General features: G+C 68.1%; 14 protein-coding genes and 1 pseudogene. 11 read left to right on the top strand and 4 right to left on the bottom strand.

Annotation, left to right across the window (positions count from 1 at the left end; all coding sequences use genetic code 11):
• Positions 1-32: 32 nt before the first annotated feature.
• Together SSKA14_RS02400 and xth are read left to right on the top strand one after the other, a co-directional pair.
• Positions 33-185 (top strand): annotated as a pseudogene (locus tag SSKA14_RS02400) (phosphate starvation-inducible protein PhoH); the annotation flags it as partial.
• A 121-nt stretch (positions 186-306) separates the two neighbouring features.
• Positions 307-1,089 (top strand): exodeoxyribonuclease III, encoded by a 783-nt coding sequence (gene xth, locus SSKA14_RS02405; protein ID WP_008266625.1) that lies wholly within the window; start codon positions 307-309, stop codon positions 1,087-1,089.
• Between the two features lie 103 nt (positions 1,090-1,192).
• Here xth and SSKA14_RS02410 read toward each other — a convergent pair whose 3' ends face one another.
• Complete coding sequence (locus SSKA14_RS02410; RefSeq protein WP_005411656.1) at positions 1,193-1,444, bottom strand: GlsB/YeaQ/YmgE family stress response membrane protein; 252 nt, start codon at positions 1,442-1,444, stop codon at positions 1,193-1,195.
• Between the two features lie 84 nt (positions 1,445-1,528).
• Here SSKA14_RS02410 and SSKA14_RS02415 point away from each other — a divergent pair, with 84 nt between their 5' ends.
• The 9 genes from SSKA14_RS02415 to SSKA14_RS02455 all read left to right on the top strand — a co-directional run bounded on the left by SSKA14_RS02415 (position 1,529) and on the right by SSKA14_RS02455 (position 9,786).
• On the top strand, positions 1,529-2,128 hold the full coding sequence (locus SSKA14_RS02415; protein WP_008267188.1) for a 4'-phosphopantetheinyl transferase superfamily protein: 600 nt from the start codon (positions 1,529-1,531) through the stop codon (positions 2,126-2,128).
• A 39-nt stretch (positions 2,129-2,167) separates the two neighbouring features.
• Positions 2,168-2,806 carry a 16S rRNA (guanine(527)-N(7))-methyltransferase RsmG gene (rsmG, locus tag SSKA14_RS02420; protein WP_008267674.1) on the top strand — a complete coding sequence of 213 codons (639 nt, stop codon included), beginning with the start codon at positions 2,168-2,170 and terminating at the stop codon, positions 2,804-2,806.
• A gap of 112 nt (positions 2,807-2,918) precedes the next feature.
• Positions 2,919-3,716, top strand: coding sequence for a ParA family protein (locus SSKA14_RS02425; protein ID WP_006476989.1), 798 nt, complete (start codon positions 2,919-2,921; stop codon positions 3,714-3,716).
• Positions 3,716-4,639, top strand: a complete 924-nt coding sequence (locus SSKA14_RS02430) for a ParB/RepB/Spo0J family partition protein (protein ID WP_008267278.1) — start codon at positions 3,716-3,718, stop codon at positions 4,637-4,639. The genes SSKA14_RS02425 and SSKA14_RS02430 overlap by 1 nt, the downstream gene beginning before the upstream one ends.
• Positions 4,640-4,765: 126 nt before the next feature.
• Positions 4,766-5,497 (top strand): suppressor of fused domain protein, encoded by a 732-nt coding sequence (locus tag SSKA14_RS02435; protein ID WP_008264807.1) that lies wholly within the window; start codon positions 4,766-4,768, stop codon positions 5,495-5,497.
• A 51-nt stretch (positions 5,498-5,548) separates the two neighbouring features.
• Positions 5,549-6,514, top strand: coding sequence for an NAD-dependent epimerase/dehydratase family protein (locus tag SSKA14_RS02440; RefSeq protein WP_008266439.1), 966 nt, complete (start codon positions 5,549-5,551; stop codon positions 6,512-6,514).
• An 89-nt stretch (positions 6,515-6,603) separates the two neighbouring features.
• Positions 6,604-7,326, top strand: coding sequence for a glycosyltransferase family 2 protein (locus tag SSKA14_RS02445; protein ID WP_040006847.1), 723 nt, complete (start codon positions 6,604-6,606; stop codon positions 7,324-7,326).
• Positions 7,326-7,673 carry a lipid-A-disaccharide synthase N-terminal domain-containing protein gene (locus SSKA14_RS02450; protein ID WP_008267433.1) on the top strand — a complete coding sequence of 116 codons (348 nt, stop codon included), beginning with the start codon at positions 7,326-7,328 and terminating at the stop codon, positions 7,671-7,673. The genes SSKA14_RS02445 and SSKA14_RS02450 overlap by 1 nt, the downstream gene beginning before the upstream one ends.
• Positions 7,674-8,013: 340 nt before the next feature.
• Positions 8,014-9,786, top strand: a complete 1,773-nt coding sequence (locus tag SSKA14_RS02455; protein WP_008265317.1) for a DUF885 family protein — start codon at positions 8,014-8,016, stop codon at positions 9,784-9,786.
• A 133-nt stretch (positions 9,787-9,919) separates the two neighbouring features.
• Here the strand turns inward: SSKA14_RS02455 and SSKA14_RS02460 are convergent, their stop codons facing one another.
• From SSKA14_RS02460 to SSKA14_RS02470, 3 genes are read right to left on the bottom strand one after another with little or no spacing between them, the layout of a single operon-like run.
• Positions 9,920-13,129 (bottom strand): CusA/CzcA family heavy metal efflux RND transporter, encoded by a 3,210-nt coding sequence (locus SSKA14_RS02460; RefSeq protein ID WP_008265778.1) that lies wholly within the window; start codon positions 13,127-13,129, stop codon positions 9,920-9,922.
• 10 nt (positions 13,130-13,139) lie between these two features.
• Positions 13,140-14,345 (bottom strand): efflux RND transporter periplasmic adaptor subunit, encoded by a 1,206-nt coding sequence (locus tag SSKA14_RS02465; protein ID WP_008268665.1) that lies wholly within the window; start codon positions 14,343-14,345, stop codon positions 13,140-13,142.
• Complete coding sequence (locus SSKA14_RS02470) at positions 14,342-15,595, bottom strand: TolC family protein (RefSeq protein ID WP_008265231.1); 1,254 nt, start codon at positions 15,593-15,595, stop codon at positions 14,342-14,344. The genes SSKA14_RS02465 and SSKA14_RS02470 overlap by 4 nt, the downstream gene beginning before the upstream one ends.
• Positions 15,596-15,602: the final 7 nt, after the last annotated feature.

Genomic DNA, 15,602 nt, shown 5'->3' on the forward strand with positions numbered 1-15,602 from the left:
CTGTGGTGCAAGGCTTCCGCCCTACCCGATCAATGAAAAGCATCGAGCATCGAGACTTCACCCTGTCGCCGGAAGACAACGAGCGGCTGGCCAACCTATGCGGTCCGTTTGACGGGCATTTGCGACAGATCGAGCTGAAGCTCGGCGTGGAGATCGCCAACCGCGGCTTCGTGTTCCGCAGCACTACCGGTAGGTGCCAACCCGCGCGGCCCCTTCCGGTGGGTGCCAACCTTGGTTGGCACGCGTGAACCCCAAGCGCCAACCAGGGTTGGCGTCTACCAGACCCCACCCGGGTAGAATGCCCGCATGAAGATCGCCTCGTGGAACGTCAATTCGCTCAATGTCCGCCTGCCGCACCTGGAGCAGTGGCTCAAGGCGTTCGGCCCGGACATCGTCGGTATCCAGGAAACCAAGCTGGAGGACCACAAGTTCCCCGATTCGGCGCTGATCGCCGCCGGCTACCGCAGCGTGTTCGCCGGCCAGAAGACCTACAACGGCGTAGCGCTGCTGTCGCGTGAGCCGGCGCAGGACGTGCAGATCGGCATTCCCGGTTTCGAGGACGAACAGAAGCGTGTCATCGCCGGTACCTTCGGCGACCTGCGGGTGATCAACCTGTACGTGGTCAACGGCCAGGACATCGGCACCGACAAGTACGACTACAAGCTGCGCTGGCTGGAGGCCGTCCATGCCTGGATCGCCGAAGAACTGCAGCGCCACCCGAAGCTGATCGTGATGGGCGATTTCAACATCGCCCCGGACGCGCGCGATGTGCACGACCCGGAGGTGTGGAACGAAAACCACATCCTGACCTCCACCGCCGAGCGTGGCGCGCTGAACAAGCTGCTGCAGCTGGGCCTGCACGATGGCTTCCGCCTGCACAACGACGAGGCGGGCACCTTCAGCTGGTGGGATTACCGTGCGGCCGGCTTCCGCCGCAACCTCGGCCTGCGCATCGATCTGACCCTGGTCTCCGACGCGCTGAAGGGCAGCGCGGTGGCCTCGGGTATCGACCGCGAGCCGCGCACCTGGGAACGCCCGAGCGACCACGCGCCGGCATGGGTGGAAGTAGAGTCGAGCTTGCTCGACTGATCTCCCATGCAGTCGAGCAAGCTCGACTCCACAGAACGGGGCCCGACGATTGCCGGGCCCCTTGTGATGCGTCTGCCGGCCAGCGGCCGGCACGACCGCCGCGTCAGCGTATGCTCTTGCGGGTGAACAGGTTGACGATCGCCAGCAGGATCACCGCACCGATCAGCGAGAACAGGAAGGTGCGGATGGTGATCGCTTCGTTGATGCCGCCGCCGAACAGCCAGCCGGAAATCAGCGCGCCGACGATGCCGACCACGATGTTGAGGATGATGCCCTGCTGGGCGTCGCGCTTCATGATGATGCTGGCCAGCCAGCCTACGATGCCGCCGACGATCAGCCAGATGATGATGCCCATGATCGAACCTCCGGTGGGGAACTGTGACCAGTTGACGCGCATGGCTGTGAACCCGTCGTGCAATTGCGTGATGGGCGCGTGCGGATGAGCCTGCCAGCCACCCTCGACGGCCCGTGGCGCTTCGGCCCGGTGACGGTCTGGCGGCGCACCCACGTGCCCGGCCAGCGGGGCGAACCGCAGGCGCGGCAGGTGCTGGCGCAGGCGCTGGGGGCCGAACCAGAGGCGCTGCCGTTGGTGCGCGACGGCAAGGGACGGCCTGAACTGACCGGCGCACTGGCCCATTACGGCACCGGCTGGAGCCACAGCGGTGAGGTGCTGCTGGTGGCGCTGGGCGAGGGCGTGCGGCTGGGCGTGGACCTTGAGCTGCTGCGGCCGCGACCGCGCCTGTTGGAAATCGTGCGGCGCTTCTTCCACCCCGAGGAAGTGGCCTGGCTGGAACGCCTGGACGAGGCCGGGCGCGAGCACTGGTTCTTCCGCGTGTGGTGCGCCAAGGAAGCGATGCTGAAAGCCCACGGCCAAGGCATCTCGTTCGGCCTGCACCGGCTGCAGCTGGCCCCCGGCAATGACGGCGCACTGCACCTGCGCTGGTGCGACCCGGAACTGGGCGAGGCCGCGCGCTGGCACCTGCACGAATGGCAGGCCAGCGGGCAGTTCCGCGCGGCATTGGCCTGGTATCCGCACTGAAGCGGCGAATCAGCGCGCAAAACCGGCGATAATGCCGGCATGAGCGAACACCCACTTCCCGCCAGCGTGACTGCCACGCTGGAACAGGGCCTGGCCAGCATGGGCCTGGATGCCGCGCTGGCACCGCCGCTGCTGCGCTACCTGGCCCTGCTGCACCGCTGGAACGGCACCTACAACCTCACCGCCATCCGCGACCCGCAGGAGATGGTCACCCGCCACCTGCTCGACTCGCTGGCGATGCAGCCGTTCGTGGCCGATGGCAGCCTGGCCGACCTCGGCACCGGTCCCGGGCTGCCCGGCATCCCGCTGGCCATCGCCTGCCCGGGCCTGCAGGTCACCCTGGTCGAGAGCAATGGCAAGAAGGCGCGCTTCATGCGCGAGGCCGTGCGCCAGCTCGGCCTGGGCAACGCCCGCGTGGCCGAATCACGCGCCGAGGCGCTGGACGAGGCCGGCCGTTACGACCAGCTGACCGCGCGCGCGATGGATACCCTGGCCGGCATCGTCCGCGTCGGTGGCCACCTGTTGCGCCCCGGTGGCGTGTTGCTGGCCATGAAGGGCGTCTATCCCCATGAAGAGATCGCGGACCTGCCGGAAGGCTGGCAGGTGCGTGAGGTGACCCCGCTGAGCGTGCCCGGCCTGGCCGGTGAACGCCACCTGGTCACTGTTACAGGCCCCTGATTACCGCCGCCTGCCCCTTGTGGAACAACGGGTTGGCGATTCACGATTTCCGCAAGGGGCCGGTTGTACGCATAATGACCGGTCCCAGCACACGTCGACGAGGCACACCCGCATGGCCCGCATCATCGCCATCGCCAACCAGAAGGGTGGCGTCGGCAAGACCACGACCGCCGTCAACCTGGCCGCTTCCCTGGCCAACGCACCCAAGCGCGTGCTGTTGGTCGACCTGGATTCGCAGGGCAACGCGACTATGGGCAGTGGCGTGGACAAGCGCGAGCTGGCCGCCTCCACCTGCGATCTGCTGCTTGGCGAGAACAGTGCTGCCGACGTGCGCGTGCAGGCCGCCGAGGGCTACGACCTGCTGCCCGGCAACATCGACCTGACCGCCGCCGAGATCCAGCTGATGGGTGAGAGCGAGCGCGAGCAGCGCCTGAAGCGCGCGCTGGCGCCGATCCGCGACGAGTACGACTACATCCTGATCGACTGCCCGCCGGCGCTGTCCCTGCTGACGCTCAACGCGCTGGCCGCCGCCGATTCGGTGATCGTGCCGATGCAGTGCGAGTACTACGCACTGGAAGGCCTGAGCGCGCTGGTGGAAACCATCGAAGCGCTGCGCACCAGCCTGAACCCGGCGCTGGAGATCGAAGGCGTGTTGCGCACCATGTTCGATGTGCGCAACAACCTGGCCAACGCGGTCTCGGCCGAGCTCACCGAGCACTTCGGCGACCGCGTGTTCCGCACCATCGTGCCGCGCAACGTGCGCCTGGCCGAGGCGCCCAGCCATGGCCAGAGCATCGTCGGCTACGACCGCGCCTCGCGCGGTGGCGTGGCCTACCTGGGCCTGGCCGGCGAGATCATCCGCCGCAACAACGAACGCAACAAGGCCGCCAAGGCCGTGGAGACCGTCTGATGACCAGCAGCAAGCCGGCAGCCAAGAAGCGAGGCCTCGGCCGTGGCCTGGATGCGCTGCTGGGTCCCAAGGGGGCGGTCAGCCAGGTGCAGGCCACCACCGCGGTGATCGAGCCGCTGCCGGGCGAAGTGCTGCGCAAGCTGGCCGTGGGCCAGCTGCAGCCGGGCAAGTACCAGCCGCGCCGCGAGATGGACGAGGGCAAGCTGTCCGAGCTGGCCGACTCGATCAAGTCGCAGGGCGTGATCCAGCCGATCCTGGTGCGCCAGCTGCCGGCGGGCAACTACGAAATCGTTGCCGGTGAACGCCGCTGGCGCGCCTCGCAGCTGGCCGGGCTGGACGAAGTGCCGGTGGTGGTGCGCGAGCTGGAAGACCGCACCGTCATCGCGATGGCGCTGATCGAGAACATCCAGCGCGAAGACCTCAACCCGCTGGAAGAAGCCGAAGCGCTGCAACGTCTCATCAGCGAATTCACCCTGACCCATGCCGAGGCTGCCGAGGCCGTCGGCCGCTCGCGCGCGGCGGTGTCCAACCTGCTGCGCCTGCTGGAGCTGCCGGTGGCGATCCGCCTGCTGCTGGAAACCCGTCGCCTGGAAATGGGCCACGCCCGCGCGCTGCTGACCCTGGCCCCGGAGTTGGCCGGCAAGCTGGCGCAGGAAGCGGCCGACGAAGGCTGGTCGGTGCGCGAGGTCGAGCGCCGTGCGCAGGCGTTTGCCGCCGGCAAGGTGCCGAGCAACCGCCCGGTGGCCACGCCCAAGGTGCAGCAGGCCGACATCGCCTCGCTGGAAACCGAGCTGTCCGAAGCGCTGGGTGCAAAGGTGGCGATCAACCACGGCCGCGGCGGCAAGGGCAAGCTGATCATCCATTACACCGATCTGGACACGCTCGACGGGGTGCTGGAAAAGCTGCGCACGCGCCAGGGCTGAGCCCGGCGCAGCGACAGGGGACGCGGCCCGTTCCTGCCGTGTCCTGTCAATGACAGGGAACGCACCGCCGCGCGCGCTGGGGCTCGCACTGTCCTCTGGCCCGTGGCCTCATCCAGGGAGCAGGACATGAGCAACGCATTCGACGACGTCAGCCCGGGCGGCAGCCCGATCATGGTGCACAGCCGCCAGAAGGACTTCACGCCGCCGCAGGGCGAAGAACACATCGAGGCCATCGGCGCGCACATCGAGCGCCATCTCGGCCCGGTGTCCGGCGTCTTCCACGAGATCATCTCCGACCTGGTGCACATCGACGTGCACGTGGTGCCGGCCAATGAGCAGTTCCCGTACCTGCGGCTGGTGACCTCCGGCATGAGCGACCTGCCGATGACCGTGCCCGCCGAGGTGGACGCGGACGTGCCGCGCTACATGGAGCTGATGGTGACCCTGCCGGCCGACTGGCCGATCACCCAGGATGCCTTCGAGGACGAGCGCAATTACTGGCCGGTGCGCCTGCTGAAGGGCATGGCGCGGCTGCCGCACGAGTACGACACCTGGCTGGGTTTCGGCCACACCATTCCCAACGGCCACCCCAGCGAGCCCTATGCGCCGGGCGTGGGTTTCGACGGTGCCATCGTGCTGCCGCCGGTCACCACCCCGGAAGACTTCGCCGAGCTGGTGCTGGAGGATGGCAGGACCATCGCCTTCATGGCCCTCATGCCGCTGTACCCGGAAGAGATGGACCTGAAGCTGAAAAAGGGCGCCGAAGCACTGCTCGACCGCTTCGATGCCAGGAACATCCAGGACGTGATCGAACCCGGCCGCAGCAATGTGGCCAAGAAGCGTTTCGGGCTGTTCTGAGCCCGCAGCGTATCCTCTGTACCTGTACTCATTGATTTCCAGGCAACTGCAATGACCCTCCTGCTCACCGGCGCTGCCGGCTTCATCGGTGCCTACACCGCCCGCGCGCTGCTGGAGGCTGGCCAGCCGGTGGTCGGCCTGGACAACTTCAACGACTACTACGACCCGCAGATCAAGCGCGACCGCGTGGCCGCGCTGTGCCCGACGCTGGACCTGCGCACGCTGGACCTGACCGACCGTGATGGCCTGGCCGCGCTGTTCGACGAGGTGCAGCCGACCGCGGTGATCCACCTGGCCGCACAGGCCGGCGTGCGCTATTCGCTGGAAAACCCGCATGCCTACGTCGACAGCAACCTGGTCGGCTTCGTCAACATGCTTGAACTGTGCCGCCACCGTGGCGTGCAGCACCTGGTGTATGCGTCGAGCAGCTCGGTCTATGGCGACTCGGCCACGCCGCCGTTCTCCGAAGACCAGCGCGTGGACCAGCCGCGCTCGCTGTACGCGGCAACCAAGGCCGCCAACGAGCTGATGGCCTACACCTACGCGCAGCTGTATGGCCTGCATGCCACCGGCCTGCGCTTCTTCACCGTGTATGGGCCGTGGGGCCGGCCGGACATGGCACCGCTGCTGTTCTCGCGCGCGGTGCTGGCCGGTCGGCCGATCGACGTGTTCAACGAAGGCCGCATGCAGCGCGATTTCACACATGTCTCCGACATCGTGTCCGGTATCCTTGGCGCCCTCGCGCATCCGGCCGACGGTCCGGTGCCGCACCGGGTGTTCAACCTCGGCAACCATACGCCGGTCGAGCTGGAGCGCTTCATCGGCGTGATCGAGCAGGCTGCCGGCCGCCCCGCGCAGAAGGTCTACAAGCCCATGCAGCCCGGCGACATGGTGCGCACGATGGCCGATACCCGGCGCGCCCATGACGCCTTCGGCTTCGACGCGGTGACCCCGATCGAAGTGGGATTGCCGCCCGTCGTGCAGTGGTGCCGCGAGTATTTTGGCGACCGTGCCTGAGCCGTGATCCTCACGCGGCCGGGTTCATCTTCGGATAACCTCGGTTTCGGAGAATGCGCGGTCTTTGTCCCCCCTTGGCCGAGTCCCTCATGAGCCAACCCGAGCTTTCCGTTGTCGTCCCCGTGTTCAACGAGCGCGACAACGTCGCCCCGCTGGTCGCCGAAATCACCGCTGCACTGCGTGGCCGGTTGCCGTTCGAGATCGTCTACATCGACGATCACTCGCGCGATGACACCCTGGCCGTGCTGCAAGGCCTGAAGGCCACCACGCCGGAACTGCGCGTGCTGCACCATGTGAACCAGAGCGGGCAGAGCACCGCCGTGCGCACCGGCGTCAAGCATGCGCGGTCGCCCTGGATCGCCACCCTGGATGGCGATGGCCAGAATGATCCGGCCGACATTCCCAAGCTGCTGGCCGCGCGCGATGCAGCCGAGGCGCAGGTGAAGCTGTTTGCCGGCTGGCGCGTCAACCGCCAGGACAGCGGCAGCAAGCGCTGGGCCAGCCGCTGGGCCAACGCCATCCGCGCGCGCATGCTGCGCGATGACACGCCCGACACCGGCTGCGGCATCAAGCTGTTCGAGCGCAGCGCCTTCCTCGACCTGCCGTACTTCGACCACATGCACCGCTACCTGCCGGCGCTGATGCAGCGCGCCGGCTGGAAGACCACCAGCGTGCCGGTCAACCACCGCCACCGTACCGCCGGCGTGTCCAAGTACAACAACCTGGGCCGCGCGCTGGTCGGCATCCGCGATCTGCGCGGCGTGGCCTGGCTGATCACCCGCAGCAAGCGCACCGCGGTGGAAGAGCGGTGATGGGCCTGGAACTGCACTGGCTCGACCAGCCGCTGACCTGGCTGTACTGGACCGGCCTGCACGTGACCGGCTGGAAGCTGATCGGCTATACCGGCGCGCTGATGTTCGGCGGCCGCTGGCTGGTCCAGTTCATCGCCTCCAAGCGCGCGGGCAAGCCGGTCATCCCGCGCCTGTTCTGGTACATGAGCGTGGTCGGCAGCCTGATGACGCTGAGCTACTTCCTGTTCTCGGCCAAGCAGGACTCGGTGGGCGTGCTGCAGAACCTGTTCCCGGCGTTCACCGCGCTGTACAGCCTGCAGCTGGACATCAAGCACCGGGGCTGGAAGCGGGACAGGGCCAGCCACTGAGGCCCCCGGGGCCCCATCCGGTGGGTGCCGACCTTGGTCGGCACATGTGTATCCGGACCCGGGATATCCACGCATGGCGTGGATCTACTGCATGTTCGGCGGCGGTTCGCGGTCCTGCCTGCAGTGGGTAGAGTCGACTTTCGCGCGGAGCGCGGGCTTTGCCATGTATTGCCGAAGAGCAGCCGACTAGCAGTCGGCTCTACCACGCGCCTTCGGCGCTGGGGCCCCGGCCTGCGGCCGGTTCCCGGTCCTGCCTGCGTTGCAGGCAGGACCTTCGTCCCATGCCACGGGCGGTGGGCGGTGCCATGATCGGGGTCTGCCTTCCCGGGAACCTGTGCTCGTGAAAACCCGTCTTGCCGTTGCCCTGCTGATTGCCCTGTCCGCCCCCGCCGTGGCCCTCGCCGCACCGCCCGCCACCGCTGCACCGGCCAGCGTGGCCACCGAATCGCCCGCCGACGCCGCCTTCCGTGCGGTGTACGAGAAGGAATGGAAGTGGCGCCAGGACGGCGGCGGTGAGGCCAGCGAAGACGAAGATGCCCCGGCCAATGCCACCCGCATGCCTGACGTCGGCCCGGCCGCGCAGCAGGCACGCCTGAAGGTGTGGGACGAGACCCTCGCCGCGCTGAAGAAGATCGACCCGAAGACCCTGTCGGCCGACAACCAGGTCAACTACGCGATCTACCGCGACCAGGTGTTCAACCTGGCCGAAGAGGTGCGCCTGCGCGGCTATGAAATGCCGTTCAACGCCGACTCCTCGTTCTGGTCGAACCTGTCCTTCATGGCCCGGCGCGAGATGAAGACCGGGCAGGACTACCAGAACTACATCGCACGCCTGAATGACGTGCCGCGCTACTTCGGCCAGCAGACCGAGAACATGCGCGCCGGCCTGAAGCGTGGTTTCAGCGTGCCGCGTGCCGTGCTCGATGGCCGCGAGGTGTCCATCGCTACTGTCGCTGAGCTGATGGATCCCACCGAGTCGCCGCTGTACGCGCCGTTCAAGAAGCTGCCCAACAGCATTCCGGCCGCCGAGCAGGCCAGGCTGCAGGCGCAGGCGCGCGAAGCGATCAGTGGCAAGGTGGTGCCGGCGTTCCAGCAGCTGCGCACCTTCTTCGTCAGCGAGTACGTGCCGCAGGCGCGCACCACGCTGGCTGCCGAAGCGATGCCGGACGGCAAGGCGTACTACAAGCAGCAGATCCACGAATACACCACGCTGGACCTGTCGCCGGACGAGATCCACCGCATCGGCCTGGGCGAAGTCGCTCGCATCCAGGGCGAGATGAACGACATCATCAGGCAGGTGAAGTTCAAGGGCAGCTTCGCCGAGTTCCTGACCTTCCTGCGTACCGATCCGCAGTTCTATGCCAAGACGCCGGAAGAGCTGCTGTCGCGTGCCGCGTGGATCTCCAAGCGGGCCGATGGCCAGCTCGGCAAGTACATGACGTTGCCGCGCGCCCGCTTCACCATCGTGCCGGTGCCGCCGGACATCGCGCCGTTCTGGACTGCCGGCCGCGGTGGCATGGGCACCTACTGGCTCAACACCTACAACCTGCCATCGCGCCCGCTGTACAACCTGCCGGCGCTGACCCTGCATGAATCCGATCCGGGCCACGCGCTGCAGGGCGCCATCGCCGCCGAGCAGAAGAACCTGCCCGAGTTCCGCCGCAACGCCTACATCTCCGCCTATGGCGAAGGCTGGGCGCTTTACTGCGAGAAGCTGGGCGTGGAGATGGGCATCTACGAAACCCCGTACGAGGATTTCGGCCGCCTGACCTACGAAATGTGGCGCGCGGCGCGCCTGGTGATCGATACCGGCGTGCACAGCAAGGGCTGGACCCGCGAGCAGGCGTTGGCCTACCTGCGTGACCACACCGCGCTGAGCGAGCATGAAGTGACCACCGAAGTGGACCGCTACATTTCCTGGCCGGGCCAGGCGCTGAGCTACAAGCTGGGCGAGATCGCCATCGTGCGCCTGCGTGCGCAGGCCGAGAAGGAACTGGGCGACAAGTTCGACATCAAGGGCTTCCACGACACCCTGCTCAAGCAGGGCTCGGTACCGCTGCCGGTGTTGGAACAGCAGATCCAGGCCTACATCGCCGAGCGCAAGAAGGCCTGACCGCTCCAAGGTAGTGCCGGCCGCTGGCCGGCAACCTGCACGCACTGCAATCGTTCGACATTGCCGGCCAGCGGCCGGCACTACCGGGGATCGGAGAACGGGGTCGGATCGCATGATCCGACCCCGTCATGTTTCACACCACCGCCCTTGGCTTGGCCACCCGTGCCGCGAAGGTCGGCAGCACCAGCAGGGTCAGCACGGTGGCGGTGATCAGGCCACCGATCACCACCGTCGCCAGCGGCTTCTGCACCTCCGCACCGGAACCGCTGGCAATCGCCATCGGAATGAAGCCGACGATGGCCACCAACGCCGTGGTCAGCACCGCGCGGATGCGGCTCGATGCACCATTGATAGCCGCCTGCAGCGGCAGGTCACCGGCATCCAGGCGCTCGCGGATGGCCTGCATCAGCACCAGCCCGTTCAAGGTGGCCACGCCGGAGACGGCGATGAAGCCGACCGCCGCCGACACCGAGAACGGCATGCCACGCAGCAGCAGCGCGAGGATGCCGCCGACCAGCGCCAGCGGCACGCAGCTGAACACCAGAATGGCTTCCTTGCCGCTGCGCAGGGCCATGAACAGCAGGCTGCCGATCAGCAGGAACACCACCGGCACCACCGTTGCCAGCCGCTTCTCGGCGCGCTGCAGGTTCTCGAACTGGCCACCCCAGGTCAGGTAGGCACCCGGCGGCAGCGCCACGTCGGCCACCGCCGCCTGTGCTTCGCCGACGAAGCCACCCAGGTCGCGGCCGCGCACGTTGGCCTGCACCACCACGCGGCGGCTGCCGTTGTTGCGGCTGATCTGGTTCGGCCCTTCGCTGACCGTGATGCGCGCGACCGACGACAGCGGAATCACCAGTCCCGACGGCGTTGCAATCGGCAACGAAGCCAGCTGATCCGGATCGTTGCGCGAGGCATCGTCCAGGCGCACCACCACGTTGAAGCGGCGGTCGCCTTCGAAGATCTTGCCGGCCGCGGTACCACCAATGCCGGTGGACAGTGCATCACTCACGTCTGCGGCGGTCAGCCCGTACTGCGCCGCGGCCACGTGGTCGATGGCCACGTTGAGCGTGGGCAGGCCGGAGATCTGCTCCACCCGCACATCGGCCGCGCCGTTCACTGCACGCAGCTTCAGTGCCACCTGGTCGGCCACCTTCTGCAGCTGGCTGAAGTCATCGCCGAAGATCATCACCGCCAGGTCGGTACGCACGCCGGAAATCAGCTCGTTGAAGCGCAGCTCGATCGGCTGGCTGAACTCGAAGCTGTTGCCCAGCTGCTGCCCGGCCAGCTTCTCGAAGCGCGACACCAGCACATCCTTGCCCAACTTGGGATCTGGCCAGTCCTTGCGTGGCTTCAGCACGATCACGCTGTCGGAGATGTTGGTCGGCATCGGGTCGATGGCCGCCTCGGCGGTACCGGTGCGCGAGAACACCGTCTCCACTTCCGGTTGCTTGGCGATCGCCTTTTCCAGTGCCAGCTGCATCGCCAGTGACTGCTCAAGTGAGGTCGATGGCACGCGCAGGGCCTGCATCGCCACGTTGCCTTCGTCCAGCGTCGGCATGAACTCGCGACCCAGCAGCGAGAACGAACCGATGCCCACCACCACCATCATCACCGCACCGGCCAGCACCGTGCGCGGATGCGCCACGGCCTTGCGCACCACCGGTTCGATGCGTGCGCGCAGCACGCGGATCAGTTTGGTCTCGTGCTCACCGTCATCGGCATGTGCATCGCCGCCCTTGACCTTCGGCTCGCGCACCAGCAGCGCGGCCATCGCCGGCACGAAGGTGAAGGAGAAGATGAAGGCACCGACCAGGGCCAGCATGAAGGTGGCCGCCATCGGGTGGAACGTTTTGCCCTCCACGCCCTCCAGGGTAAGGATCGGCGCGAACACCAGCAGGATGATCAACTGGCCGAATGCCGCAGGGCGCGCCATCTTCATGGCCGAATCGGCGGCCACGCGCAGGCGTTCCATCGCGGTCAACGCGCGGCCCAGTTCGGCGCGGCGCTGGCCCAGCATCAGCAGGGTCGACTCGACCACGATCACCGCACCGTCCACCAGGATGCCGAAGTCCAGCGCACCCAGGCTCATCAGGTTGCCGCTGATGCCGAAGCGGTTCATGCCGATCACCGCGAACAGGAACGACAGCGGAATCACCAGCGCGGTGATCGTCGCTGCACGCAGGTTGCCCAGCAGCAGGAACAGCACCACCACCACCAGCAGCGCGCCTTCGGTGAGGTTCTTGGCAACGGTCTTGATGGTGGAATTGACCAGCACGCTGCGGTCCAGCACCGGTGCCGCCACGATGTCGGCCGGCAGCGACGTGTTCACCTGCTCCAGGCGCGCGGCGGCGGCTTGCGCCACGGTGCGGCTGTTGCCGCCGGCGATCATCAGTGCGGTACCCAGCACGGCTTCGTGGCCGTTGCGGCTGGCTGCACCCAGGCGTGGTGCGCGGCTCAGTTCGACTGAGGCCACATCGGCCACGCGCACCACCACGCCGTTGCGGGTGGCCACCGGGGCCTGTGCCAGATCCTCGGTGGTCAGCGCCAGGCCATCGGCACGCACCACCAGGCCTTCGCCAGCACGCTGCACGAAGCCGGCACCGGCCTGCACGTTGGAGCGCTGCAACGCGGTGACCAGATCGGCCAGGCCGAGACCGTGCGCGGCCAGCCGGGCGCTGTCCGGATGCACGCCGTATTCCTTGACGTAGCCGCCGACCGTATCGACGCCGGCCAGCCCCGGGCTGGAGCGCATCTGCGGCGCGATGATCCAGTCCTGCACGGTGCGCAGGTAGGTGGCGCGTTCTTCCGGCGTGCGCAGCAGGTTGCCTTCCGGCGTGCGGTAGACCTCGCCGGCCTGCCAGCCCGCTTCACCGGGCTTGGCCAGCCTGGCCGGATCGAACGTGGTGAAGTCCACCGTCCACATCAGCACTTCGCCGAGGCCGGTGGTGACCGGCGACAGCATTGGCGACGCACCATCGGGCAGGTCTTCGGATGCCTCGCGCATGCGCTCGGCCACCTGCTGGCGGGCGAAGTAGATGTCGGTGGCATCGGTGAAGATCGCGGTGACCTGCGAGAAGCCATTGCGCGACAGCGAACGCGTGGTGGTCAGGCCGGGAATGCCGGCCAGCGCGGTTTCCAGCGGGTAGGTCACCTGCCGTTCGATCTGTTCCGGGGTCAGCGCCGGTGCCACCGTGTTGATCTGCACCTGGCGGTTGGTGATGTCCGGCACCGCGTCGATCGGCAGCTTGCCCAGCTGGAACAGGCCCACGGCAGCGATCAGCGTTGCCATGAACACCACCAGCCAGCGATGGCGCACCGCTGTTTCAATGATCAGCTTGAACATGGTCGCCTCCTCAGTGGCCGTGCTCGGCTTCGCCCTTGGCCAGTTCGGCCTTGAGCAGGAAGGCGTTGGCGCCGACGATGCGCTCGCTGCCGGTCAGCCCACCGAGGATCTCGATGCGGTCGCCGGCCCGACGCCCGGCCAGTACCGGCTGTGCCTTGAAGCCGCCGTCGACGGCAACGAACACCGCACTGCTGCCATCGACGTTCTGCACCGCATCGGCGGGCACGCTGAGCGAACCGTCCTGGCCTTCGGTGACCACCACCGCCGAAACCGGCGAACCGGCCGGCGGCAGCGAAGCGTCCACCGGTGTGGCGCGGATCACCGCGACGCCGCCCTGCTGGCGCACATCGGCGGCCGAACCGGTGACGGTGGCGGTGAAGCTGCCTCCCGGCACGCTCACTTCCAGCGTCATGCCCGGCGTGACCTGCGCGGCCAGCGCCGGCGGTGCGGTGAACACCAGTTCGTTCATCGCCGGGTCGGCGACATCGGCCACCGCGCTGCCGGCGGCGACCACGCCACCTGGGGTGACCTGCACGTTACCGACGATGCCGGCCACCGGGCTGGTGATGCGCACGCGGCCACTGGCATCGGGCGCCCCGTTGGCGGCGGCCTGGGCCTGCGCGGCAGCGGCCTGGGCCTGGGCCGCCAGCGAACGTGCGCGCGAGGCTTCCAGCTCCTGGCGGGCGACCACGCCCTGGTCGACCAGCGCCTTGTCGCGGCCATAGGCCAGGCGCGCGGCCTCGGCTTCGGCCGATGCGGCCAGCGCATTGGCGCGGAACACCGCGGCCTCGCCACTGACCACGATGGCCAGCGCCTGGTTCTGCTTCACCGCCGTGCCCGGCGCGACCAGCACGCGTTCAACGCGGCCGGTCACCGTGGAGGCGACCGAGGCACGTGCGCCTACCGACGGTTCGACCCGGCCGGACAGGCGGGTCGAACCGCCACCGCCGCGGCCGACGGCGACCACCTCGATACCGGACGCCTTGATCTGTTCCGGGGTCAGCTGCACTACGCCTTCATCGGCGTCGGCGGGTGCTTTGGCGGCTTCTGCCTTGGCTTCCTTGCTGTCGGCGGCATGGCCGTGGCCATCGTCGGTGCCGGCCTTGGCCGCTGTGGGGTCTTCATTCGCAGGCGTCTGCGCGTTGCCGGCGCAGCCGGCCAGGAACACGGTCAGCAGGAGGCCGCCGATCAAGGGGAAGGAACGGGAGAGAGTCATGGGGCCTCCACAAAAGGTGCGCGCCCTTCCAGGCGGGCAAGATCGATTTCCGCGCCGACGCGCGACAGGCGCGCATCCACGGCGGTGCCACGGGCGGCGATGAGGGCGCTGCGGGTGCTGCGCAGTTCCAGCTGCGAGATGCGTCCGGCATCGAAGCCGACGCGTGCGAGGCGATACGCCTCTTCGGCGGCGACCACGCTTTCATCGGCGGCGCGGGTACGGCTGCCGGCGGCCTTCAGCCCGGCCACGGCGGACAGGCGTTCGGCCTCGCTGTCGCGGCGCTGCTGGTCCAGGCGTGCCTCGGCCGCGCGCTGGTCGGCATTGGCGGCGCGGATGCCACCGCGGTTGCGGTCGAACAGCGGGATGCTGAGGCTGACCCCGAGGTTGTAGGCACGCTCGCCGCCTTCGCGGAAGCGGGTCTGCGCGGCAGTGACGCTGAGGTCGGGCAGGGCGCGCTTGCGCTCCACCTCGACCAGCTTGCCGGCTGCATCGGCTTCCGCTTCTGCGATACGCACGGCCAGTGCGGCGTCGGTGGCACCGCGCGGCAGCGGCGGGACACGGTCGAGCAGGCTGTTGTCGATCGACTGCACCGGCGCATCCAGCAACGCGGCACCGGCCAGCCGCGCCAGCGCGGCATCGCGGAACGCCTGTGCTTCATCCAGCGACGCGGTGGCATTGGCCACTTCGCTCTGCGCCTGCACCGCGCGCAGCTGCGGTTCGCGGCCCTGCTTGACCATCGCGTTGACGGCGGCCGCATCATCGCGGGTCAGGGCGAGCGCTTCGCTGGCGAGGGTGTAACGACGCAATGCACTTTCCGCCTGTGCGTAGACCACCGCCAGTTGACTGGCGACATCACTGCGGCTCTGCGAACCACGCAGGGCAGCGGCTTGTGCCTCGGCCCGGGCGGCCCGGACGCGCGCGCCACGCTGGCCCCAGACCTCCAGCGGCTGGGACAAGGTGAGCACGGTGTCGGCCTTGCCCATGCCGCCATAGGAGCCTGTGCCCCAGGCATTTTCGGCCGAGTAGGAGAGAGAAGGGTTGGGCAACGCACGGGCCTGGTCGGCGCGCGCATCGGCGGCCTCGGCCAGTGCCGTGCCCACACGGGTGCCGGGCAGCTGGTCCAGGCGTTCAAGCAGGGTGTCGTAGGAGGGGGCGGCTTGCGCCATCACCGATGCCGCCGGGGCCAGGCCCAGCAGCACAGCGACGACCAGCCCGGCCGCGCGCGGCGACCGAGGTGTCAGGATCGACATAGGGGGA

It is taken from the genome of Stenotrophomonas sp. SKA14, from assembly GCF_000158575.1.
Lineage (GTDB): Bacteria > Pseudomonadota > Gammaproteobacteria > Xanthomonadales > Xanthomonadaceae > Stenotrophomonas > Stenotrophomonas forensis.